Origin of the sequence: Aquitalea aquatica, assembly GCF_013911085.1 — a bacterium.
GTDB classification, from domain to species: domain Bacteria; phylum Pseudomonadota; class Gammaproteobacteria; order Burkholderiales; family Chromobacteriaceae; genus Aquitalea; species Aquitalea aquatica.
This window is the reverse complement of record NZ_JACERN010000039.1, coordinates 110378-130066: the sequence shown is the minus strand read 5'-3', so window position 1 is coordinate 130066 and position 19689 is coordinate 110378. Positions and strand designations below refer to the sequence as shown.

At 59.7% G+C, this 19689-nt stretch carries 22 protein-coding genes; 8 read left to right on the top strand and 14 right to left on the bottom strand.

Annotation, left to right across the window (positions count from 1 at the left end; genetic code table 11):
* Positions 1-147 precede the first annotated feature (147 nt).
* The gene (locus tag H2Z84_RS15435; protein ID WP_181836771.1) at positions 148-1035 is read left to right on the top strand and encodes a sterol desaturase family protein; all 888 of its coding nucleotides are present in this window, start codon (positions 148-150) and stop codon (positions 1033-1035) included.
* Here the strand turns inward: H2Z84_RS15435 and H2Z84_RS15430 are convergent.
* From H2Z84_RS15430 to H2Z84_RS15410, 5 genes are all read right to left on the bottom strand, one after another.
* Positions 986-1309, bottom strand: coding sequence for an AzlD domain-containing protein (locus tag H2Z84_RS15430; RefSeq protein ID WP_181836770.1), 324 nt, complete (start codon positions 1307-1309; stop codon positions 986-988). The two genes, H2Z84_RS15435 and H2Z84_RS15430, sit on opposite strands and share 50 nt — an antisense overlap.
* The gene (locus H2Z84_RS15425; RefSeq protein ID WP_181836769.1) at positions 1306-2022 is read right to left on the bottom strand and encodes an AzlC family ABC transporter permease; all 717 of its coding nucleotides are present in this window, start codon (positions 2020-2022) and stop codon (positions 1306-1308) included. The genes H2Z84_RS15430 and H2Z84_RS15425 overlap by 4 nt, the downstream gene beginning before the upstream one ends.
* Positions 2019-2414, bottom strand: a complete 396-nt coding sequence (locus H2Z84_RS15420) for a GFA family protein (RefSeq protein ID WP_181836768.1) — start codon at positions 2412-2414, stop codon at positions 2019-2021. The genes H2Z84_RS15425 and H2Z84_RS15420 overlap by 4 nt, the downstream gene beginning before the upstream one ends.
* 85 nt (positions 2415-2499) lie before the next feature.
* Positions 2500-3327, bottom strand: a complete 828-nt coding sequence (locus tag H2Z84_RS15415; protein WP_181836767.1) for an AraC family transcriptional regulator — start codon at positions 3325-3327, stop codon at positions 2500-2502.
* 79 nt (positions 3328-3406) lie between these two features.
* The gene (locus H2Z84_RS15410; protein ID WP_124645262.1) at positions 3407-4051 is read right to left on the bottom strand and encodes a MarC family NAAT transporter; all 645 of its coding nucleotides are present in this window, start codon (positions 4049-4051) and stop codon (positions 3407-3409) included.
* A 179-nt stretch (positions 4052-4230) separates the two neighbouring features.
* On the opposite strand from H2Z84_RS15410, the gene H2Z84_RS15405 reads away from it, so the two are divergent.
* The 3 genes from H2Z84_RS15405 to dinB all read left to right on the top strand — a co-directional run bounded on the left by H2Z84_RS15405 (position 4231) and on the right by dinB (position 6477).
* Positions 4231-4695 (top strand): copper chaperone PCu(A)C, encoded by a 465-nt coding sequence (locus tag H2Z84_RS15405; protein ID WP_181836766.1) that lies wholly within the window; start codon positions 4231-4233, stop codon positions 4693-4695.
* 396 nt (positions 4696-5091) lie between these two features.
* Complete coding sequence (locus H2Z84_RS15400) at positions 5092-5400, top strand: Rdx family protein (protein WP_181836765.1); 309 nt, start codon at positions 5092-5094, stop codon at positions 5398-5400.
* Between the two features lie 12 nt (positions 5401-5412).
* Complete coding sequence (gene dinB, locus H2Z84_RS15395; protein ID WP_181836764.1) at positions 5413-6477, top strand: DNA polymerase IV; 1065 nt, start codon at positions 5413-5415, stop codon at positions 6475-6477.
* A 6-nt stretch (positions 6478-6483) separates the two neighbouring features.
* Here dinB and H2Z84_RS15390 read toward each other — a convergent pair whose 3' ends face one another.
* The 8 genes from H2Z84_RS15390 to bioB all read right to left on the bottom strand — a co-directional run bounded on the left by H2Z84_RS15390 (position 6484) and on the right by bioB (position 15679).
* Positions 6484-7137: a glutathione S-transferase family protein gene (locus H2Z84_RS15390; RefSeq protein ID WP_181836763.1), complete on the bottom strand. Its 654-nt coding sequence runs from the start codon at positions 7135-7137 to the stop codon at positions 6484-6486.
* A gap of 161 nt (positions 7138-7298) precedes the next feature.
* A complete protein-coding gene (locus H2Z84_RS15385) occupies positions 7299-8189 on the bottom strand; it encodes a patatin-like phospholipase family protein (protein WP_181836762.1) in 891 nt (296 codons plus the stop codon).
* Between the two features lie 51 nt (positions 8190-8240).
* Entirely contained in the window at positions 8241-8765 is a 525-nt protein-coding gene (locus H2Z84_RS15380; RefSeq protein WP_181836761.1) for a GNAT family N-acetyltransferase, read from the bottom strand.
* Between the two features lie 7 nt (positions 8766-8772).
* Positions 8773-9687 (bottom strand): malonyl-ACP O-methyltransferase BioC, encoded by a 915-nt coding sequence (bioC, locus tag H2Z84_RS15375; RefSeq protein ID WP_181836760.1) that lies wholly within the window; start codon positions 9685-9687, stop codon positions 8773-8775.
* Positions 9684-10448: a pimeloyl-ACP methyl ester esterase BioH gene (gene bioH / locus H2Z84_RS15370; RefSeq protein ID WP_181836759.1), complete on the bottom strand. Its 765-nt coding sequence runs from the start codon at positions 10446-10448 to the stop codon at positions 9684-9686. The genes bioC and bioH overlap by 4 nt, the downstream gene beginning before the upstream one ends.
* A 76-nt stretch (positions 10449-10524) precedes the next feature.
* Positions 10525-13368, bottom strand: coding sequence for a putative bifunctional diguanylate cyclase/phosphodiesterase (locus H2Z84_RS15365; protein ID WP_181836758.1), 2844 nt, complete (start codon positions 13366-13368; stop codon positions 10525-10527).
* Positions 13369-13432: 64 nt separating this feature from the next.
* Entirely contained in the window at positions 13433-14587 is a 1155-nt protein-coding gene (gene bioF / locus H2Z84_RS15360) for an 8-amino-7-oxononanoate synthase (RefSeq protein ID WP_181836757.1), read from the bottom strand.
* A 108-nt stretch (positions 14588-14695) separates the two neighbouring features.
* Positions 14696-15679: a biotin synthase BioB gene (gene bioB, locus H2Z84_RS15355; protein WP_181836756.1), complete on the bottom strand. Its 984-nt coding sequence runs from the start codon at positions 15677-15679 to the stop codon at positions 14696-14698.
* A 128-nt stretch (positions 15680-15807) separates the two neighbouring features.
* On the opposite strand from bioB, the gene H2Z84_RS15350 reads away from it, so the two are divergent.
* The 3 genes from H2Z84_RS15350 (at position 15808) to H2Z84_RS15340 (ending at position 18097) form a co-directional block, all read left to right on the top strand.
* Entirely contained in the window at positions 15808-16518 is a 711-nt protein-coding gene (locus H2Z84_RS15350; protein WP_181836755.1) for a ComFC family protein, read from the top strand.
* Positions 16519-16558: 40 nt separating this feature from the next.
* Complete coding sequence (locus H2Z84_RS15345) at positions 16559-17023, top strand: tRNA (cytidine(34)-2'-O)-methyltransferase (RefSeq protein ID WP_103522942.1); 465 nt, start codon at positions 16559-16561, stop codon at positions 17021-17023.
* A 276-nt stretch (positions 17024-17299) separates the two neighbouring features.
* Positions 17300-18097: a septal ring lytic transglycosylase RlpA family protein gene (locus H2Z84_RS15340; RefSeq protein WP_309545484.1), complete on the top strand. Its 798-nt coding sequence runs from the start codon at positions 17300-17302 to the stop codon at positions 18095-18097.
* A 236-nt stretch (positions 18098-18333) separates the two neighbouring features.
* Here the strand turns inward: H2Z84_RS15340 and yihA are convergent, their stop codons facing one another.
* Positions 18334-18957 carry a ribosome biogenesis GTP-binding protein YihA/YsxC gene (gene yihA, locus H2Z84_RS15335; protein WP_181836753.1) on the bottom strand — a complete coding sequence of 208 codons (624 nt, stop codon included), beginning with the start codon at positions 18955-18957 and terminating at the stop codon, positions 18334-18336.
* 90 nt (positions 18958-19047) lie between these two features.
* Here yihA and H2Z84_RS15330 point away from each other — a divergent pair, with 90 nt between their 5' ends.
* On the top strand, positions 19048-19659 hold the full coding sequence (locus H2Z84_RS15330; RefSeq protein ID WP_181836752.1) for a c-type cytochrome: 612 nt from the start codon (positions 19048-19050) through the stop codon (positions 19657-19659).
* Positions 19660-19689: the final 30 nt, after the last annotated feature.

The following is a 19689-nucleotide window of genomic DNA, read 5'->3' as shown; positions in this document are numbered from 1 at the left end:
AGCCATTCCTGCCACAGCCGGGGGCCAGTTTGCCCCCGCGTCCATGCAGAGCTGTTGCCGGCAGACTGCGTCTTCCTGTAGAAATAGAGCCACAACTCCAATCGAGCGTTTGCGCGATGACGCAAGGCCATCTACGAGGAAGACATCATGCAATTCGACGTGCAATTGCTGCTATTGGCGCTGGCACCGCTGTTTCTGGGCTGCATAGGCTGGGAGCTGTATTACTGGCAGCGGCAGGGCCGCAGTGATATCTATGACTGGCGCGACAGCCTGTGCAATGCCTGTCTCGCCTTGCTGCATCAGGCTGCCGACAAGCTGGCCTGGCTGTTGGTGCTGCCGCTTTATGGCTGGCTCTACCAGCAGCACCGCCTGTTCGACTTTTCTGCCAGCTGGCTCAGCTTTTTTAGCCTGTTTCTGGCGCAGGACTTTCTCTATTACTGGTTTCACCGCGCCAGCCACCGCATACGCTGGCTGTGGGCGGCACATAGCGTGCACCACAGCTCGACACGGATGAATTTTTCCACTGCTTTCCGCCAGAGTCTGATGTATCCGCTGGCCGGCATGTGGGCCTTCTGGCTGCCGCTGGCCTGGCTGGGCTTTCCGCCGCAACAGGTGGTCGGCGTGGTACTGCTGAATCTGGCCTTCCAGTTTTTTGTGCACACCCAGGCCATCCCCAAGCTGGGCTGGCTGGAATACGTGTTCAACACGCCGTCCATCCACCGCAGCCACCACGCACGCAATCCCTGCTATATCGACCGCAACTATGCCGGAGTGCTGTGCATCTGGGACCGGCTGTTTGGCAGCTACGTGGCCGAGCGCGACGATGAACCCTGCGACTATGGCACGGTCAAGCCGGTGAACAGCTTCAACCCGCTATGGGTCAGCCTGGTGGAGTGGCGCGACATGCTGCGCGAAGCCTGGCAGGCCGATAACTGGCGCGCCAGGCTGGTCCTGCTGCTGGGCGCGCCGGAACAGGCTGAAGCCCTCACCCGGGCAGTAGGCCCCAACGCCACAGGCCGTACACCACAAAACTGACCACAATCGCCAGCAAGGTCTTGCCGCTTTTCCAGGCCACCAGCGCGGCGACGATGATGCCCGGCAGGTAAGCATTATGCAGACTGATATCCACCGTGCCGGCCGGGGCCAAGGCCATCGGCACCACCAGTGCGGACAGCACGGCCGGCGGTACATAGTGCAGTGCCCGGTTCAGCCAGCCGGGGAAAGTCAGCCGCTGGCCAAACACCAGAAAGCTGGCGCGAATCAACACGGTCAGCAGCATCATGCCGCTGATGGCGAGCCAGTGGTTCATGTGCTCTGCTCCTTGCGCCTGGCCAGCTGTTCCAGCAGCAGGCCGCTCACTCCCCCGGCCAGCACGGCCAGCATCAGATCCAGCTTGTAGGGCAGGCCACGCCCCAGCATGGCCACCACTCCAGCGGCCACGGCGGCGCCCAGCGCCGGCCGGCGCTTGAGCTGCGGTGCCACAATGGCGGCAAAGGTCGCCCCCATGGCGAAATCCAGCCCCAGATTGGCAAGGCCCGGCAGCGACTGTCCCAGGCTCACCCCCACTACCGTCCACAGCAGCCAGTTGCCATACATCGCCAGCGACGAGCCCAGCCAGTACCACTGGCCACCCTCGGCACCTTTGGTGCGAAAGCGGTGTTCAACCACGGCAAAGGTTTCATCGGTTAGCCAGAACGCCAGCGGCCAGCGCCAGCGCAGTGGCCAATCGCGGGCAAAGGGTAGCAAGGTGGCGCTGTACAGCGCATGGCGCAGATTCACCACAAAGGTAGTCAGCCACAGCACCGGCAAGGCGGTGCCGGCCCCGATCAGGCTGACACCGATGAACTGCGAAGAACCGGCAAACACCAGCACCGACATGCCGATGGCCGTAGCACTGGACAGGCCGGCGGCAATGGCCAGCGTACCGAAGATCACCCCGAATGGTGCCGCCCCCACCAGCATGGGCACGGTATCGCGCGTGCCTTCCAGCAGCAGTGCGCGACGATTTAAGGCCTGCGTCATGATGCCTCCCGCGGGCCGGGCCAGACATCGCGCAGGCTGTTGCCATGCAGGCTCATATTGGCCCCTTCGGTAGCGCGTACCGGCAAACTGCTATGGTCAAAATCATCCAGGCAATGAATGTTGACGCCGAAGTGATCCGGCATGGCGCGCTTGCGGTGAAAGGTGTAGATACCGCAATGCTTGCAGAAAAAATGGCGGGCAATGCCGCTGTTCCAGCGGTACTCGACCAGGGCATCAGCCCCGGACAGCATCTCCAGCTGGCTTTCATGCACCCGCGTCATCAATGCATTTTTCTTTACGCACAGTGAACAGTCGCAGGTGGTGAGTTCTTCGGGTTCGGCATGCAGCCGGAAACGCACTGCACCGCAATGACAGGAGCCGGTATAAGACATGAGCACAGAATGATGAATGGCAATAGCCTTACCCTACCATGCCATCCACGCGGCGGCTTGAACGATCTTGCGCCCTTGGCCGCTGTCAGCCACGCACGCTGCGCTGATAGGCAGCCGGGGTAATGCCTAGCGCGTGCCGGAACACCCGGGTCAGGTGAGGCTGGTCGGCAAAGCCCAGCTCCAGCGCAGTGCTGGCCGGACTGCGACCATCGGCCAGCATGCGTCTGGCACGCACTACCCGCAGTTGGTTACGCCAGGCCACCGGCGGCAAGCCCAGATGGCGGGAAAACTGCCGGTTCAGCTGCCATGGTGACAGCCCCACGGCCTGCGCCAGCGTGGCCAGCGACAGATTGTCTGCCACGCAGTCGGCCAGCAGCTGCCGCGCCCGCTCCACCGCTTGTGGCCAAGGCCGCAATGGCCGCTCGGCAATCTGCATATGCCGCAACACCACCTGGCTGAACACCGCATACAGTGCCGTTTCGCGTTGCAGCGTATCCCGGCTGTCACGCAAGACCTGATGCAACTGGTTTAGCCGCGCAGCCAGTGGCGGATCGACCACCACGGTTTCACGAAAATACGGCGTCACACCGCTCTGGCCGCTGATTTCTGCCGCCAGCCGGCCAATCAGCTGTGCTGAGGGATAAAAGCCGCGATAGGCCCAGCCTTGCTGGTGCGCGCACTCGCCAGTATGCACCTCGCCCGGATTCATCAGCACCAGCGCCCCCACCCCGGCAATATGATTGCCACCGCGATGACGATAGGCCTGCGCCCCGGCCAGCAAGGCATTCACTACGTATTCTTCGTGGAAATGCGGCGCAAACACCTGCTGCCGGTAAAAGGCATCCAGGCATTCCAGCGGCGCAATATCGTCAGCGCGAAAGAAACGGGAAAACTCGTGCTCAGGCAGTGGCATGGTATGAAACCGGAACAAACAGGGTCCGCTTCATTCTGGCACAACCATCAGCGGAAAACTTGAACGATCTTGCGCCCGGTCAGGAGCCGGCCATGAAGGTGCGGATGCCGGAGCCGACAAACTGCACACCAACGCAGATCAGCAAAAAGCCCATCAGCCGGGTTGTCACCTCGCGCCCACCACGCCCCAGCCGGGCCGAGATCATGGCCGAGGAGCGCAGCACCAGCCACATGCCGACACTGGTGCCAGCAATCGCCACAAAAGTCATGCCGAAGGCCAGTGCCTTGGCCGGCCAGCCAGATAGCTCGGCGATTTCGGTGGAAATGCCGATCACCACCGCGATGGTCCCCGGCCCGCTGATACCAGGCATGGCCAAGGGGAAAAAGGCATAGTCCTCGCGCTCACTGGTCTTGGGGGCCATGCCGGGGTCCTGCGACAGAAACAGCATGCGATAGCCCAGCACTGCCACCACCAGCCCGCCGGCAATGCGCAGTGCACCGTAGGAAATGCCGAAGGCCGCCATGATCAGGTTACCGGCCAGCAGGCTGACCAACATGATGGCCGCCGCAAACAGGCAGGCACGGCGCGCCTGATTGGCACGGCCGGCGTCGTTCATCTGCTGGGTCAGTGAAATGAACAGCGGAATCTTGGACAGCGGGTTGGTGATGGTCAGCAAACTGAGCAAACCACCAAACAGGAACTTCAGCGACAGGGTTTCAAGCATGATGCCAGGGCCATTGAATATAAGCCGACGATTATAATAATCTGCCGGGCAAATACCAGCCCGACGTCGTGTCCATGGCTGTGCCATGTCGCATCCGCCCACCGCCCGCTGCGACACTATGTCGCAGGCGGTCGCAGTGGAACTGTGCTAATTTGTGCGCAAATTTTCTGGAGAATTCCATGTCCCTGTCCCGACTGCTGACCCTGCTTGCCGGCCTGCTGCTGGCCGCCACTGTTTCTGCCCATAGCTTCAAGCTGGGCACACTGGAACTGGGCCACCCCTGGAGCCGTGCCATGCCGGAAGCCAGCCCCACCGGTGCCGCCTACCTGAGCATCAAGAACACCGGCAAGGAAGCCGATACCCTGCTGACCGCCAGCACCCCCCGCGCCGACAAGGCCGAACTGCATGTGCATCTCAACGACAACGGCGTGATGCGCATGCGCGAAGTGAGCGGTGGTGTGGCCGTGGCAGCCGGTAGCGAAGTGAAATTTGCCCCGGGTGGCTACCATATCATGCTGATCGGCCTGAAACAGCCACTGAAGGCGGGCGAACGCTTCCCGCTGACGCTGAAGTTTGCCAAGGCCGGCACGGTGACTGTGGAAGTGCTGGTGGAAAAAGACGCGCCGATGGCGATGGAACACTAAGGGTTTTGGGCTAGATAAATCCTGCCAATCTGCTGATTTTTCTAGCCAATTATTGCAACCGCCCGCTTAAGCGGGCATTTTTCTGCCCAACGTTGCGCCAATGTGACATCGTGCAATGCAGCATTCGACCTTTGTTAGAGTAATCGCTTTACCGCCGCACCATCCTTGGGCACACTGGCGTCCGGGAATTGAGTTGAACAACGCTTTGTACTGCTCAGTCCGCCGGTTACCCTACACAGTAGTAAGCGCCAAGTCTGCACTAAAAGAGTCAACACGATGGAGGAGAACGGGTCTTGCCAGTCAAGCCCCGTCAAATAATAGATCGACTCAGGGAACCGGCGGATTTTTCCTCATTCTGCGTTATGCTATCCGGCACTGCATTCAAGCCGGACTCTCATGAATACCCCCAGCACACCCCAGCCTTCCCTGCCCCGCATTGCCATTGAATACTGCACGGGCTGCCGCTGGCTGCTGCGCGCCGCCTGGATGGCACAAGAGCTGCTGACCACCTTTGAAAAAGAAGTGGCCGAAGTGGCGCTGCGTCCCGGCAGCGGTGGCGTGTTCCGCATCAGCATCGATGAGCAGCCGCTGTGGGACCGCAAACTCGATGGCGGTTTTCCCGACATCAAGCAGCTGAAACAGCTGGTACGCGACCGGGTGGCACCCGACAAGACACTGGGCCACAGCGAACGCGCAGCCGACTGACCACGAGGCCGCATGACCGGGCAACGCAAGATCATTCATGTCGATTGCGACTGTTTCTATGCCGCCATCGAAATGCGCGACGACCCCAGCCTGCGCGAAGTACCGCTGGCGGTAGGTGGCCAGCCCGACAGCCGCGGCGTCATTGCCACCTGCAACTACATCGCCCGCCGCTTTGGTGTGCACAGTGCAATGTCTTCGGCGCGTGCCTTGCGGCTGTGTCCACAGCTCATCATCCTGCCGCCGGACATGCGCCGCTATCGCGAGGCCAGCCAGCAGATCATGGCCATCTACGAGCGCTACACCCCGCTGATCGAACCGCTGTCGCTGGACGAGGCCTATCTGGATGTCAGCTGTCAGCCACATGAGCAGGGCAGCGCCACCCGCATGGCCGCAGCCATTCGCCGGCAGATCCAGGCAGAAGTCGGCATCACCGCCTCGGCCGGCATTGCCCCCAACAAATTCCTGGCCAAGATCGCCAGTGACTGGAACAAGCCGGACGGCCAACTGGTGATCCGGCCACAGGATGTCGACAGTTTTGTACTGGGTCTGCCGGTGGAAAAGATCCACGGGGTGGGCAAGGTGACGGCGGCACAGCTGAAACAGCTGGGCATACACCGCTGCAGTGAGCTGCGCCAATGGGAGAAAGTAGACCTGATGCGCCATTTCGGCCGTTTTGGGGAACGACTCTACCAACTGGCACGCGGACAGGATGAGCGGCCGGTCTCCACCGACCGCAGCCGCAAGTCCATCAGTGTGGAAGAGACCTATGCGCAGGACCTGCCCGACCTGGCTGCCTGTCTGGACAAGCTGCCAGAGCTGATGAGCAAGCTGCAGGGGCGCATTGCCCGGGCGGAAAATCCACCGTTCAAGGGCTTGAGCGTAAAGCTGAAGTTTGCCGATTTCAGCCAGACCACGGCCGAACATAGCGGCCGGCAGCTGAGCAGTGCCGATTACCGCGATCTGCTGGAGATCGCCTATGCCCGCGGCCAGCGCCCGGTACGGCTGGTGGGGGTGGGCGTCAGGCTAGCCGATGACACCGACCAGCCGCAGCAACTGCCGCTGTTCGATGCCCTGTAACCGTACTTATTGCTTGCTGGCTTCCAGGAAGGCAGCCCGGGCAGCGGCACTGTCCTGCCAGGTGCGGGCCACGCTGGAACGCTTGCCCAGCAAAGCCAGATAGTCTTCGATACCCGGAATGATGGTGGTCAGATCTTCGCCATACACCTGCTGCGTGGACGCTGCCACCAGCGGCAACACACAGGCTGCTGAAATATCGGCAAAGCTGAAATACTCACCTGCCAGCCACGGTCCGTACTGCACCAAGCGCGAGATGGCCAGCAGGCTACGTTCGGTAGCAGCCTTGGCAGCGACCTTGCCAGCCTCATCCAGCGCAGCACCAAACAGCAGGTGACGATACAGCGGACCGGCTGCCGGCATCAGGTACAGATCCAGCAGGGTCATCAGTTCGCGTGCACTGGCACGGCCATTGGGGGTCGGCGGCAGCAGGGCGGCGGTGGGGTAGGCATCTTCCAGCCATTCCAGGATCACCGTGGATTCGGACAGGGCATGGCCATTGATGTCGACAAAGGGAATCTTGCCCATCGGGCTCAGTTCCAGCAGCGCCGGTTCCTGCGAGGGCCGGGTGGGTACTTCCTGGAAATTGACGCCCTTTTCCAGCAGGGCAATCTTGACCTTGTTGTAGTAAGCGGACAGCTGCACGCCGTAGAGCTTGATCATGCGGTTCTCCTTGCGGGCTGCGCCCAGAGTAAAAAATGATACTTTGCAGGGCAGATGGCACCACGCAAAACAGGCGTTGCCTGCCTGGCTTGACCGACAACGCCTGCATTATGCCATCTTTCCCGGCCACAGCCAGAAGGCAAGGCCCGCCCTGCGGTGCTTTAACGCGCCAACGCCAGTGACTTTTGCTGCAAACGGCTGCGAATCAACGGGATCAACTGCTGCGTGGCCCGCTCGCCCTCCAGAATGGCTTGGTGACGCGCTTCAAAGTCGGCCGAGCCGATATTCAGCACATTGGGGCGAATCACCACGTCAGCCTGTTTCAACTCGGCCGCCAGCGTCGGGCCGCTCATGATGTTGAAACTCTGGTCCAGCATGGAAAACAGGCCGGTGGCCTTGCCGGCCTTGGGCTTGGCCGAAATATCCACCGCGATGACAAAATCCGCCCCCATCTCGCGCGCGGCCGACACCGGCACCGGGCTGACCAGGCCGCCATCGACATAGCGCTTGCCGCCAATCACCACCGGCAGGAAAACATTGGGAATGCTGGCCGAGGCGCGCACGGCCTGGCCGGTATTGCCGGTACGGAACACTACCTTTTGGCCGGAATCCAGCTCGGTGGACACGATGCCCAGGCGGCGCGGCAGTTTCTCGATGGGCCGATTACCCAACTGGGTATTGATATAGGCTTCCAGCTTTTCACCCTTGAGGAAACCCTTGGTGGAAAGCGTCCAGTCGGTCAGCTCAGACTCATCCAGTTGCATGGCCTTGGCCTGCAACTGGATGCCGTTCAGGCCGGAGGCATACAGGCTGCCCACCACACTGCCGGCACTGGTGCCGGTGATGATGTCGGGCACGATGCCGTTGGCTTCCAGCATCTTGATCACACCGATATGGGCAAAGCCCTTGGCCGCACCGCCGCCCAGGGCCAGGGCGACGCGTGGCTTGACTGGCACTTTCGGTGCAGAGATTTCAGATTTGGGCTGGGTCAGGGTACAGGCGGCCAGCAACAGCAGCAGGCTGGCCGGGGCCAGGCGGCGTAGGAATGTCATGATGGATTGAATGAGTAGTGACGGGGTTGGGAGCGTATTGGGGTCATTCGATTATTGCGGCGCAACATGGTTCCCCTGGGCAAGAGCAGCCAGCAGAAAAACATGATTGAGATGGCGCTCCTGCTCCATTTCAAAGTAGCAATCCCCTACCTGTTGCAAGCCCAGATGCCGATAAAAAGCCAGTGCTTGCTGATTGCCGTGAAACACGCTCAACCACAAGCCGTGGTAACCCAGCTGGCCGGCCAGTTGCAAGCTGGCTGACAGTAAACACCGTCCCAGCCCCTGCCCGGCAAAGCGTGGCATGACATAAAGCGTGGCCAACTCGGCCTGCCAGGCCGGCTCTCCAGGACAGGCGGCCCCCTCTTGCAGCAAGGCATAGGCCAGTAGATGGCCATCACGCTCCAACAGCAGGATGTGCTGTTGCGGGTCGGCCAGCTTGTCCAGAAACACCTGCGGGGTAAAACTGGCTTGCACATAACGCGCCAGTGCCGGACGGATGCCCGCGCTGGCATAGGTATCCAGCCATACCAGGCATTCGGCGTCTTCCGGCCGTGCTGGCCGCACGCGGTCAGTCATTGTCGTATCAGACCTTGCCCGGCCAGCTGCCCGGTTTGACGAATTCGATCACCTGCCGGCCATCCGGCAGGGTATTGCCCTTTTTCTTCAGCGTACTTTTCCAGGCATGGCCATACACCACCTCATAGGTGGCGGGCAGTGTGCCATCGCGTCGCCGGGCCTCGTAACTGGCTTCCACCTGGCGCCAGGCCTGCTTGCCCATCAGGCCACGGCTGCGGTCGCGGGTGGCATTGTGCGCACCGATGGCCTTGAGGTCGTGCATCACGTCGCGCACCTTGTCGTAGGTGAGCACGATCTTGTCCATGTCCATCACCGGTTCGGCAAAACCGACGCGCATCAGCGCATCGCCCAGATCATGCATGTCGATGAACTGGTTGACGTGGGTGGCATGGTCGATCCCGCCAAAGGCTTCGCGCAACTCGAACAGGGTGTCCGGCCCCAGCGTGGAAAACATCAGCATGCCATCCGGTTTGAGCACGCGTTCGAACTCGCTGAACACGCTGTCCGGAATATTCACCCACTGGATGGTGAGATTGGACCAGATCATGTCGACGCTATTGTCGGCCAGCGGCAGCCTTTCCACATCGGCACACACCTGCCAGGGCTGGCTGCGCTTGAACAGTTTTTTCAGCAGGCCATCCCCGGCACGCTGACGCTCGCGCGAGGCACACAGCATGGCGTGGGCCAGATCCAGCTCCACCACCTGCGCCTCCGGATACTGGGTGCGCAACTGGGCCGCGCCATAACCGGTGCCGGTGCCGGCATCCAGAATCACTTGCGGTTGATGCTTGATATAGGACAGCCGCTCGGCCATGCGGTCGGACACTTCACGCTGCAACACGGCGGCGGAATCATAACTGCTGGCGGCGCGCTCGAAAGAGGCGCGGATACGGGCTTTATCGGTGTAAAACGCTTCGCTCATGCGGAGGCTTCCAGATGCTGGGCCAGCTTGGCGACAAATTCGTCCTGATGAGACAAAAATGGCGCGTGCGAAGCCTGGGTGAATTCGTGCAGGGTGGCATCGGCCAGAGCGGACTGCAGCCAGCGGCCGGCACCGATCGGGGTGATCGCATCGCGCACCCCGAAAAACAGCGCCACCGGACAATGAATCTGGCCGGCCAGCGCACGCGCATCGGCCTCCAGCAATAATTCGAGTGCCGGCAGCAAGCCTTGTGGCCGGCCATGGGAAAACAACTGTTCGCGCACCGCCTTGACGGTGTCGCGCGCGGCGGGCGCGCCCATCATCTGCAGGGCGAGGAAGCGCTCCAGCGTTTGCTCGAAGGCACCTTCCAGACTTGCCCCCACCGCCTCGATGGCCGCACGTTGCTGGGCATGTGGCCAGCTATCGTCGCGCACGAAGCGTGGACTGGTGGACACCAGCGCCAGACTCTTGATCTTGTCGGGATGGCGGGCCGCCCAGTGCTGGGCGATCAGGCCGCCCAGCGACCAGCCAAGCAGTTGTACGGGGAAGGGAAAATGGGCGTCCAGCTGCTCGGCCACGGCATCGGCGTCAAAACGCGCCAGCGGGGCAGAGCCACCATGGCCGGGCAGGTCAACCAGATGCACGCAGTAGTGCGTGGCCAGCGCATCTGCCACACGGTCGAATACACCGCCATGCAGGCCCCAGCCATGCAGCATTACCACGTCCGGGCCACGGCCGCGGCTTTCAACAAACAGAGTCATGGGCAATCAAATGGGGGAGAAAGGTGGTTTTCGCAAGAGTACAGGGCGAAAGAAAGCAGCCGCGCAGGCTGCTGGCTCAAGCGGCACGGCGAAACTCCTGCACAAAGCGCGCCAAGCGATCCCAGTCGATGGCTGCCGCCGGGGCCGGGGCGGCAAAGTAATAACCCTGCAATTTGCCACAGCCCATCTCTTGCAAGCGCGCCAGTTGGGCGGCGGTTTCCACGCCTTCGGCCACCACATCCAGACCCAGTGCCTGCGCCAGCGCCAGAATGGCACGCACGATGGCGGACGATTCTTCCTTGCGGTCGACATCGAATACAAAGCTCTGGTCTATCTTCAGCACATCGAAACGATAGCGATGCAGATAGGACAGCGCGGAATAACCGGTGCCGAAGTCGTCCAGCGCCAGCTTGACGCCCAGATCATGCAGGGCATGCATCACGGTGGCGGCAATATCCGGCACATCGATCAACGCGCTTTCGGTGATTTCCAGATGCAAGATGGAGGCCGGCAGCTGGTAGCTGTCGATGATGTCGCGCATCCACGGTACCAGCTCCGGATCATGGAAATTGGCCGAGGACAGATTGATATGCAGGGCGATGTCACGCGATACCCGCGCCTCGTCCAGCCACAGCCGCAGCTGGCGGCAGGCCGCATTGATCATATAGCGGTCAACCCGGGTGATCAGCCCGCTTTCCTCGGCCATGGGCAGGAATAGCGCCGGCGAAATCAGCCCGCGCAGCGGATGCTGCCAGCGCACCAGCGATTCGAAACCCACCAGCTCGCCGCTGCGGGCATCGATAAAGGGCTGGAAATAAGGCAGCAGCTGGTCGTCTACCTCAAGCGCCCGGCGCAATTCGCTTTCCAGCGCCAACTGGTCGGCCTGGTTGATACGCAGCTGGTGGTTGAACACGGTATAACCCTGCCGGCCCTGCTGCTTGGTGCAGTACATGGCATGGTCGGCATCACGCAGCAGCTCTTCTGCCTTGTGATAATGCTCACGGTCAGCCAGTACCACACCGACACTGGCAGTAGAGAAGACTTCACGCCCGGCCAGAATCACCGGCCGCTCGAATTCGCTGACAATACGCCGCGCAATCATTTCGCAGCCTTCCAGCGTTTCGGTACCAAACAGCAGCACCGCAAACTCGTCGCCACCCAAGCGGGCGAGGAAATCGTAATGACGCAGGCAGGAGCGAATGCGCGCACCGGCTTCGAACAGCAGATGATCGCCAGCCAGATGGCCCAGCGTGTCATTCACCAGCTTGAAGCGGTCCAGATCGATAAAGATCACGCTGAAGCGGGCACCGTTGCCCACCACATAGCTTTCCCAGGCGCGGCGCAAGGTTTTGGCAAAGTAATTGCGGTTGGGCAGCTTGGTAAGCGGGTCATGCAGGCTGTCGAACTCCAGCTGGGCATTGACCGCATCCAGCTCACTGGTGCGTTCGCGTACCCGCTCTTCCAGTTCGGCATAGGCGTCTTGCAGTTCCTGCATGGCACGCACCCGCGCCAGTGCCGTGCCGATATTGTTGGCGACAAACTCCAGCACTTCCTGATCGCGATAGCTGTAGATCACCTCTTCCTGATAGCTGTGTACCGACAGCACACCCAACAGCTCGTGCCCGCAATACAGCGGCACTCCCAGCCAGCTATGCAGCGGTGGCCCGGCACCATCCGCAGACGGCAGCTGCGGATTGAGGCGGTCCAGCAATAACGGCCGGCCACTGTGCAGCACCTGCTCGACATGCCCCTTGCCTGGCCGCCGGGTTTTGGCCGCCGGTTGCTGGTCGTCGGAACAATAGGGGAAGCTGAGCAGATCATTGTCCATGCTGTAGAGCGCCACCTGGCAGTTGCGGGCGGCTACCAGCTCCATCAGCAGCCGGTGCACTCCCGCCAGAAAGGCTTCCAGCGACAGGCTGGTATTGGAGAGATCGGCAATACGGAACAGCACATCCTGAAAACGCTCGGCCCGTTTACGCTCGGACACTTCAGAACGCAGCCGGGCATTCATCCCCTCCAGCTCGCAGGTGCGCAGCCAGACCTGACGCTCCAGCTGGCTGCGGTACAGCATGCGGTCCAGCGCATAGCCGACATGGCGGGCAACAAACAGAAACAGCGTCTGCTCGGCCGAGGTGCAGGGCGATTGCTCGGCATAGAACTGCATGACGGCAGCGCCAATGACAGTGTTATTGGCATTGGTCAGCGGCACCCCCATCCACAGCTCAGGCACCGGACCTTCCAGCACCAGTTGTTCCTGAGCGCAGATCTCCAGCAGCCGTTCACGGGTGAGCACCAGAGGCTTACCGATGCGCATCAGCCAGGCGGTCAGTGAGCGTTCACTCTGGCTGGCGGAAAACTGTTGAGCGGGGGAAGGCGGGGTCGGGTCTAGTTGGTCGGCATAAAAGGGGTAATGCAGACTGCTGGACTGTTCGTCGTACAGGGCAATATAGAAGTTGCTGGCATCCATCAGCCGCATCAGCAAACGGTGCAGCTTGGGCAGCATGTCATCCAGCGTGCTGCACTCACTGGGCAGCTGGCTGATTTCCAGCAGGGTTTCGTTCATCACCCGTGCCTGGGACTGCTCGGAATGCTGCCGCGCACTCAACAGATGCCCGGTCAGCAGCGAAGCAATCGCCGCCGTATTGGCCGGCATTCTGCCGCGCCAAACCAGCCAGCCAATCAGTTCGCCCTGTACCGACAGGGGCATGGCTCCGCCATCCGGCCCGGGGAGTCGTCCCGCAGACAAGGCCGCAGCCGGTGTCAACGTGTCCGCCCCACCCAGCGTGGCCAGACGCTGCCATGTCGTCCCCACCAGCGCCCAGACAGCCGCGGCGGCAGGTTCACCCTGATGTTGCAACAGGGCTAAGGCAGTTTCAGCAGCCTCTTGCTGGGAGGACAGATAATCAGCCGTACTCTTCATGTCATTATCGTAGTATGAGTTAGCCGGAAATTCCGGTCATGCTACGAACAGACGCAGCCATCCCCTATGGCTGCATTGCCTCCACCACACAGTCCAGTAAGCCCTCAAGCTGATCCTGTGTGTGGGCTGCCGACAATGTCAGGCGTAAACGTGCCGTCCCCTCAGGCACGGTGGGCGGCCGTATCGCAGGCACCCAGAATCCACGCTCCTTCAACTGTGCAGCCAGCAACAATGCCTGCTCGTTCCTACCAATGATAATAGGTTGGATCGGAGTACGGGATGCCATCAGCGGAATATTTACCTCCGCCAATCTTTCCCTTACCAGGCTCACGCCTTGCTGCAAGCGCTGCCTGCGCCACGGCTCGTCGGCCATTAGTTGCAGACTGGCCAATACTGCAGCGGCCAGCGCCGGTGGTTGGGCGGTAGTGAAAATATAACTGCGGGCGGTGTTGACCAGCCAGGCAACCAGCTGGCTGGTCGCTCCGACAAAAGCACCAGACACCCCAGCGGCCTTGCCAAGAGTAGCCATGTAGATCAGCCGCTCTCCGTGCAAACCCTGTTCCACTGCCGACCCACGGCCATCGCCCAGCACGCCGAATCCATGCGCATCATCAATGTAAAGCCACGCATCGTATTTATCGGCAAGATCCTGCAACTTCTTTAGCGGCGCTTCATCGCCATCCATGCTGTATACCGCATCCACGGCAATCAGCCGGGTTCGGGCCGGGGTGCTGGCCAGCAGCTGCTCCAGTTGCTGCAGATCGTTATGGCGAAAGCGGCGGAAGGTGGCACGCGACAGCAGGCAGGCATCATTCAACGAAGCGTGGTTGAGCTTGTCGGCAAACACGGCATCACCGCGCCCCACCAGACTGGTGATCACGGCCTGGTTGGCCGCATAGCCTGAGCTGAACAGCAAGGCAGCCTCGCGGCCACAAAATGTGGCCAGAGCTTGCTCGGCTTCTTCGTGAATGGCAAAGTGCCCGGCGACCAGGTGCGAGGCGCCTCCCCCGACCCCCCAGCGTGACAATGCCTCACGCGTGGCAGCGATCAGCACCGGGTGGTTGGCCAGTCCCAGGTAGTCATTGCTGGCGAAGGCAATATAGGATTTGCCCTCGATGATCACCTCGCAGGATTGTGGCGTTTCCACGATATGACGCTGGCGAAAACGATGCTGTTGCTGCAATTCCAGCAGTGCTGCGGAAAGGTCCTGGGAGCGCATGCGGTTTTCCAGAAAATGATTGCCCCTGGCGGGCGGATTTCACGAAAAGTATTCCTTATATATACATTTCAAAAATCCGGCCGCACAAAGGCAGATATGGCCAAAGATTTACAGCGGTGACAAGTCCAGTTTTTCCATCAGAATACGGTCGGCATCTACATCCGGATTACCGGTAGTGAGCAGTTTGTCACCGTAGAAAATCGAGTTGGCACCCGCCAGGAAACACAGTGCCTGCATTGCTTCCGGCATCTCGCGACGACCGGCCGAAAGCCGCACATAACTTCTGGGCATGGTGATGCGGGTTACCGCGATGGTGCGGACAAATTCGGTCCAGTCCAGCGGTTCGGCCCCTTCCAATGGCGTGCCACCCACCTTCACCAGATTATTGATCGGCACCGATTCCGGTTGCGGTTCCATATTGGCCAACTGGGCAATCAGGCCTGCACGGTCTTGCCGGGTTTCATTCATGCCCACAATGCCACCACAGCACACCGACAGCCCCGCCCCACGGACTTTGCCCAGCGTGTCCAGGCGGTCTTCGTACTCGCGGGTATGAATGATGTCACCATATTTGTCCGGCGCGGTGTCCAGATTATGGTTGTAATAATCCAGCCCGGCTTGTTTCAGTTTTTCGGCCTGGCCATCCTTTAACAGACCAAAGGTGGCACAGGTTTCCAGCCCCAGTGCTTTCACCTCGTTCACCATACGCAAGGTCTGCTCCAGATCAGCATCCTTGGGGCCACGCCAGGCTGCACCCATGCAGAAACGGCCAGCACCATTGGCCTTGGCGGTGCGCGCCACGGCAATCACTTCATCCACCGTCATCATCGGCTGATTTTCCACCGGCGTATCGTGATGCACCGATTGTGGGCAGTAACCACAGTCTTCCGGGCAACCACCAGTCTTGATCGAAACCAGCGTCGACAACTGCACCTTGGTCGGATCAAAAAACTGGCGATGAATCTCGGCGGCACGAAAAACCACCTCCATAAACGGCAGGCTGAGCAATGCCTCGATGTCCGCTACCGACCAGGTATTGTTCTGTGGATGCGGAGTCGCCGGACGGGAAAACTGGACGGCTTGAGTGGTCATGAATGAGCTTTCGTCACCAAAAAATTCCAGATGCATTTAATGACTAACAACAACTGGACAAATGGGTAATTTAAGAAAAAAACCGCGTGCGTAAGAGTGTCTGGTCGCAGTCTTGCAGAGGGGGCATCATGCTGTCAAATATCGCCAGGCAATTAATTGACAATTGCACAATATTTAATCAATCGTGTTTGTTGTGTAATACACGAAACAGTGATTTCGGACTCTGCCCAAGCTGCAAAACCAGTCTGCCGCCGCTACCCGAGCAGCACTGCCCCATTTGTGCGGAACCAGCAGCCACGGGGGATATCTGCGGCTTTTGCCTGCGTTCACCCCCTGCTTTCGACGCACTACACGTTCCATATCTATTTGGCTACCCCCTGAATACAATTATTTATGCCATGAAGTATGGAAAGCGGCTGGAACTGACCGGCACCCTGGCTCGATTGATGGCCGAATTCGCCATGAAAACAGCCATCCGCAGTGATCTGGTACTACCTGTTCCCTTGTCAAAAGAACGACTTGCAGAACGGGGCTTTAATCAGAGCATTCCACTGGCCCAGGCAATCGCTGTTACAATGGAAAGCCGTTTTTCCTCCACACTGTGTTGGCGAAAACGCAACACTGTGCCGCAAGCCTCTCTCGGACGTGTCGAAAGACGCCAAAATGTTCGTGATGTATTTGGCGTAAAACGACGTATTGACGGGCTTTCCGTCGCGATTGTGGACGATGTGGCAACCAGTGGAATGACCCTGTCCGCCCTAGCCGAAAAGCTCAAAAAACAGGGGGCAAAACGGGTCGATGCGTGGGTGCTCTGCAGGGCATTCTTCCCAAAAACTTGACCAAGATTTTGATTCTTTGGAACAATCCAGCCAGCCAACGATGTTCACCGTTGTTCTTTTTCAGCCGGAAATCCCGCCCAATACGGGCAATGTGATTCGTTTATGTGCCAACACCGGCTGTGAACTGCATCTGGTCAAACCCATGGGTTTTCCCATGGAGGATGCCAAGTTGCGACGAGCGGGCCTCGACTACCACGAATATGCCCGTGTCGTTGTCCATGAAAACTGGGCTGCCTGTCAGCAGGCCCTGCAAGGACGGCGAATTTTCGCTGCAACAACCAAAGGCGCCACGCGCCATGACCAGATCTCTTTCCAATCTGGGGACGTACTGTTGTTCGGTCCCGAATCCCGCGGCTTGCCGCCTGAAGTGCTGGAGGATTTTCCTTCATCACAGAGGATTCGTTTGCCCATGCGTCCCGAATCGAGAAGCCTGAACCTTTCCAATGCCGTTGCAATCACGGTGTTCGAAGCGTGGCGGCAGATCGGATTTGAAGGAGGAAGCTGACAGTTCACAGACTGGCCAACACTAACGGGCCAACAAGAAGCATTGTTGCTGAAGTGAACCAGACTGCAAGCCTGCTCCCGGCCGCCATCGCGGCCCTGGGGAGATAGCACAGGTCAGGCAGTTTTGCTCTTCCAGGCAGGGACTGCACTCGCTAGCCGAGCGCAAGTCGCCAGTGTTTTCTTGATGTGCCCAACAGCATAAGGGAGGTCTATGCAATCAGTACTCCGATGGCTGTGGCTTGTTTTTGTCAGTCTCGTACTCGTGGCCTGTTCCACCGTGAAGACGGCGAGCGCCACCAGCCAAACGTCGGCCAAGCCGGCCAAGAAGCCCACCGTAGCCAATAATGGCGGTGCCTATTTCCAGAAGGATGGCCCTGCCGACCACATTCCGGTCAATCTGAATCTGGTACCGGATGCCGTACCCCAAGCGGAACCGCTGATCAGGTCAGCCAACCAGCCTTACTCGGCGATGGGAATGAGCTTCCGTCCCGACACCAGCGAGAAACCCTTTCAGGCCAGCGGCCGGGCCTCCTGGTATGGCAAACAGTTCCATGGCCGGAAAACCACCTCGGGTGAACGTTACGACATGTTTGCCATGACAGCGGCCCACCCGACCCTGCCGATCCCGAGCTATGCCCGGGTGACCAATGTGGCGAATGGCAAGTCGGTCATCGTCCGCATCAACGACCGTGGCCCCTTCCACAAGAATCGTGCGATGGATCTGTCCTATGCTGCCGCCTACAAGCTGGGCTTCGTCAAGCAAGGCAGCGCCAAGGTCAGTATCGAACGTGTGTGGCCGATGGCCGGCGGTGAAGCCGTCGCCAGCAACAGCCCTGACATCAAGGCAGAGGACAATCCCAAGTACCTGCAACTGGGTTCCTTCAACAAGCTGGCCAATGCCGAAGCCCTGTTGAAGAAGATGCTGGATGAAATGGACGACCGTTATGATTCCAAGCTGGGCATCATCAACCAGCAAGGCAATTACAAGGTGCGCCTGGGGCCCTTCCCGTCCGATGCTGCCGTGCGCAGCGCGGCGGAGAGCCTGAAGGTGGAAAACGTGGTGATGAAGAACTAAGCAGATGGTGGCGGCCTGGCATCGCCGCCGCAATTGCTCAAACAAAAGCGAAGGGAACTCCCTTCGCTTTTTTCATGCCTGGCGACCAGCGCCGGAATGCCGGCCATAAAAAACCCGGCGCACATGGCGCCGGGGTAAAGGCCTTAATTGTCAGCGTAAGGCTCCCGCTCAGGGAGGCAAGCGGGAGGTGCCGGAGCACCTGCACGGTTAGTGTCACCCTCCCCGACAAAGTTCCGTCATTCCGCTACTGGCGGCTCTTCCTGTTCTTTCTGTACAGCATCAAACCAGCCTATCACCACCTGTTCCACCTGTTCGGTGCCAGTTTTCTTCAGGCTGGAGAACAGCTGCACGCTGACACCTGGGTAGTCGGCCAGTTCGCGCCGCACCATGTTCAGGGTCTGCTGCTGGTCGCTACGCGACAATTTGTCGGATTTGGACAACAGAATGTGCACCGGCCGACCGGTATCACGGAAGAAGTTCAACATCTGCCGATCCAGCTCCAGCAGTGGTCGACGTGAATCCATAATCAGGATCAGGCCAATCAGACTGTCGCGGGTTTGCAAATAACGACCCAGCAGCTGTACCCAGTGTGCCCGTACGGCTTCCGGCACTTCGGCATAACCATAACCGGGCAAATCCACCATGAAACGCTCATGGCCCAGGTCAAAGAAGTTGATATGCTGGGTACGGCCCGGTGTCTTGGAGACATACGCCAGCCGGGTACGGTTAGCCAGCGTGTTGATGGCGCTGGACTTGCCGGCATTGGACCGTCCCACGAAGGCAACCTCGGCGCGGGTGGGCGGCAAGTCCTTCAAATGGTTGACGGTGGTATAAAAAGTGGCGTTTTTAAAAATCGACATAGTAGTAAGGTTGATTTCAGTTGGTATAGAATAACAGGTTTGAAATTGCCACTTTTACAGATATTTAAGAATTCCTCACAAGGAGCGATCATGAAACGGATGATGCTGTTGGCTGTAGCTGCGGCAACCCTGGCTGGAAGTGCATGGGCAGAAGGCATTGCCAAGGGAGACCCGGTAAAGGGCAAGCAGATCGTTGACACGGTGTGTGCCGCCTGTCACGGTGCTGATGGCAACAGCGTAGCGTCGGCAAACCCGACCTTGGCCGGCCAGCATGAGGTGTATATCTACAACCAGCTGCAGGCCTTCAAGAAGGGCGAGCGCAAGAATCCGATCATGCTGGGCATGGCGTCGGCTCTGTCTGATGCCGACATGCACAATGTGGCCTCCTACTTCAGCCAGCAGAAACCCAAGGCACGTGAAGCGTCCAACAAGGATCTGATGGCGCTGGGTGCCAAGGTATACCGCGTAGGCAACCCGACCACCCACGTACCGGCCTGTATGGCCTGCCACGGCCCGGCCGGCAAGGGTATCCCCGACCAGTTCCCGCGTGTGGGCAGCCAGCATGCCGCCTATATCGCCAAACAGCTGGGTGACTTCAAGGCAGGTAGCGATCGCAAGAACGTAACCATGTCCGAAGTTGCTTCCCGCATGAGCGATGCTGAAATGAAGGCAGTAGCCGAATACATTTCGGGTCTGCGCTAATCGCAACTTTTGCGAATAGCCTTGTTCAAA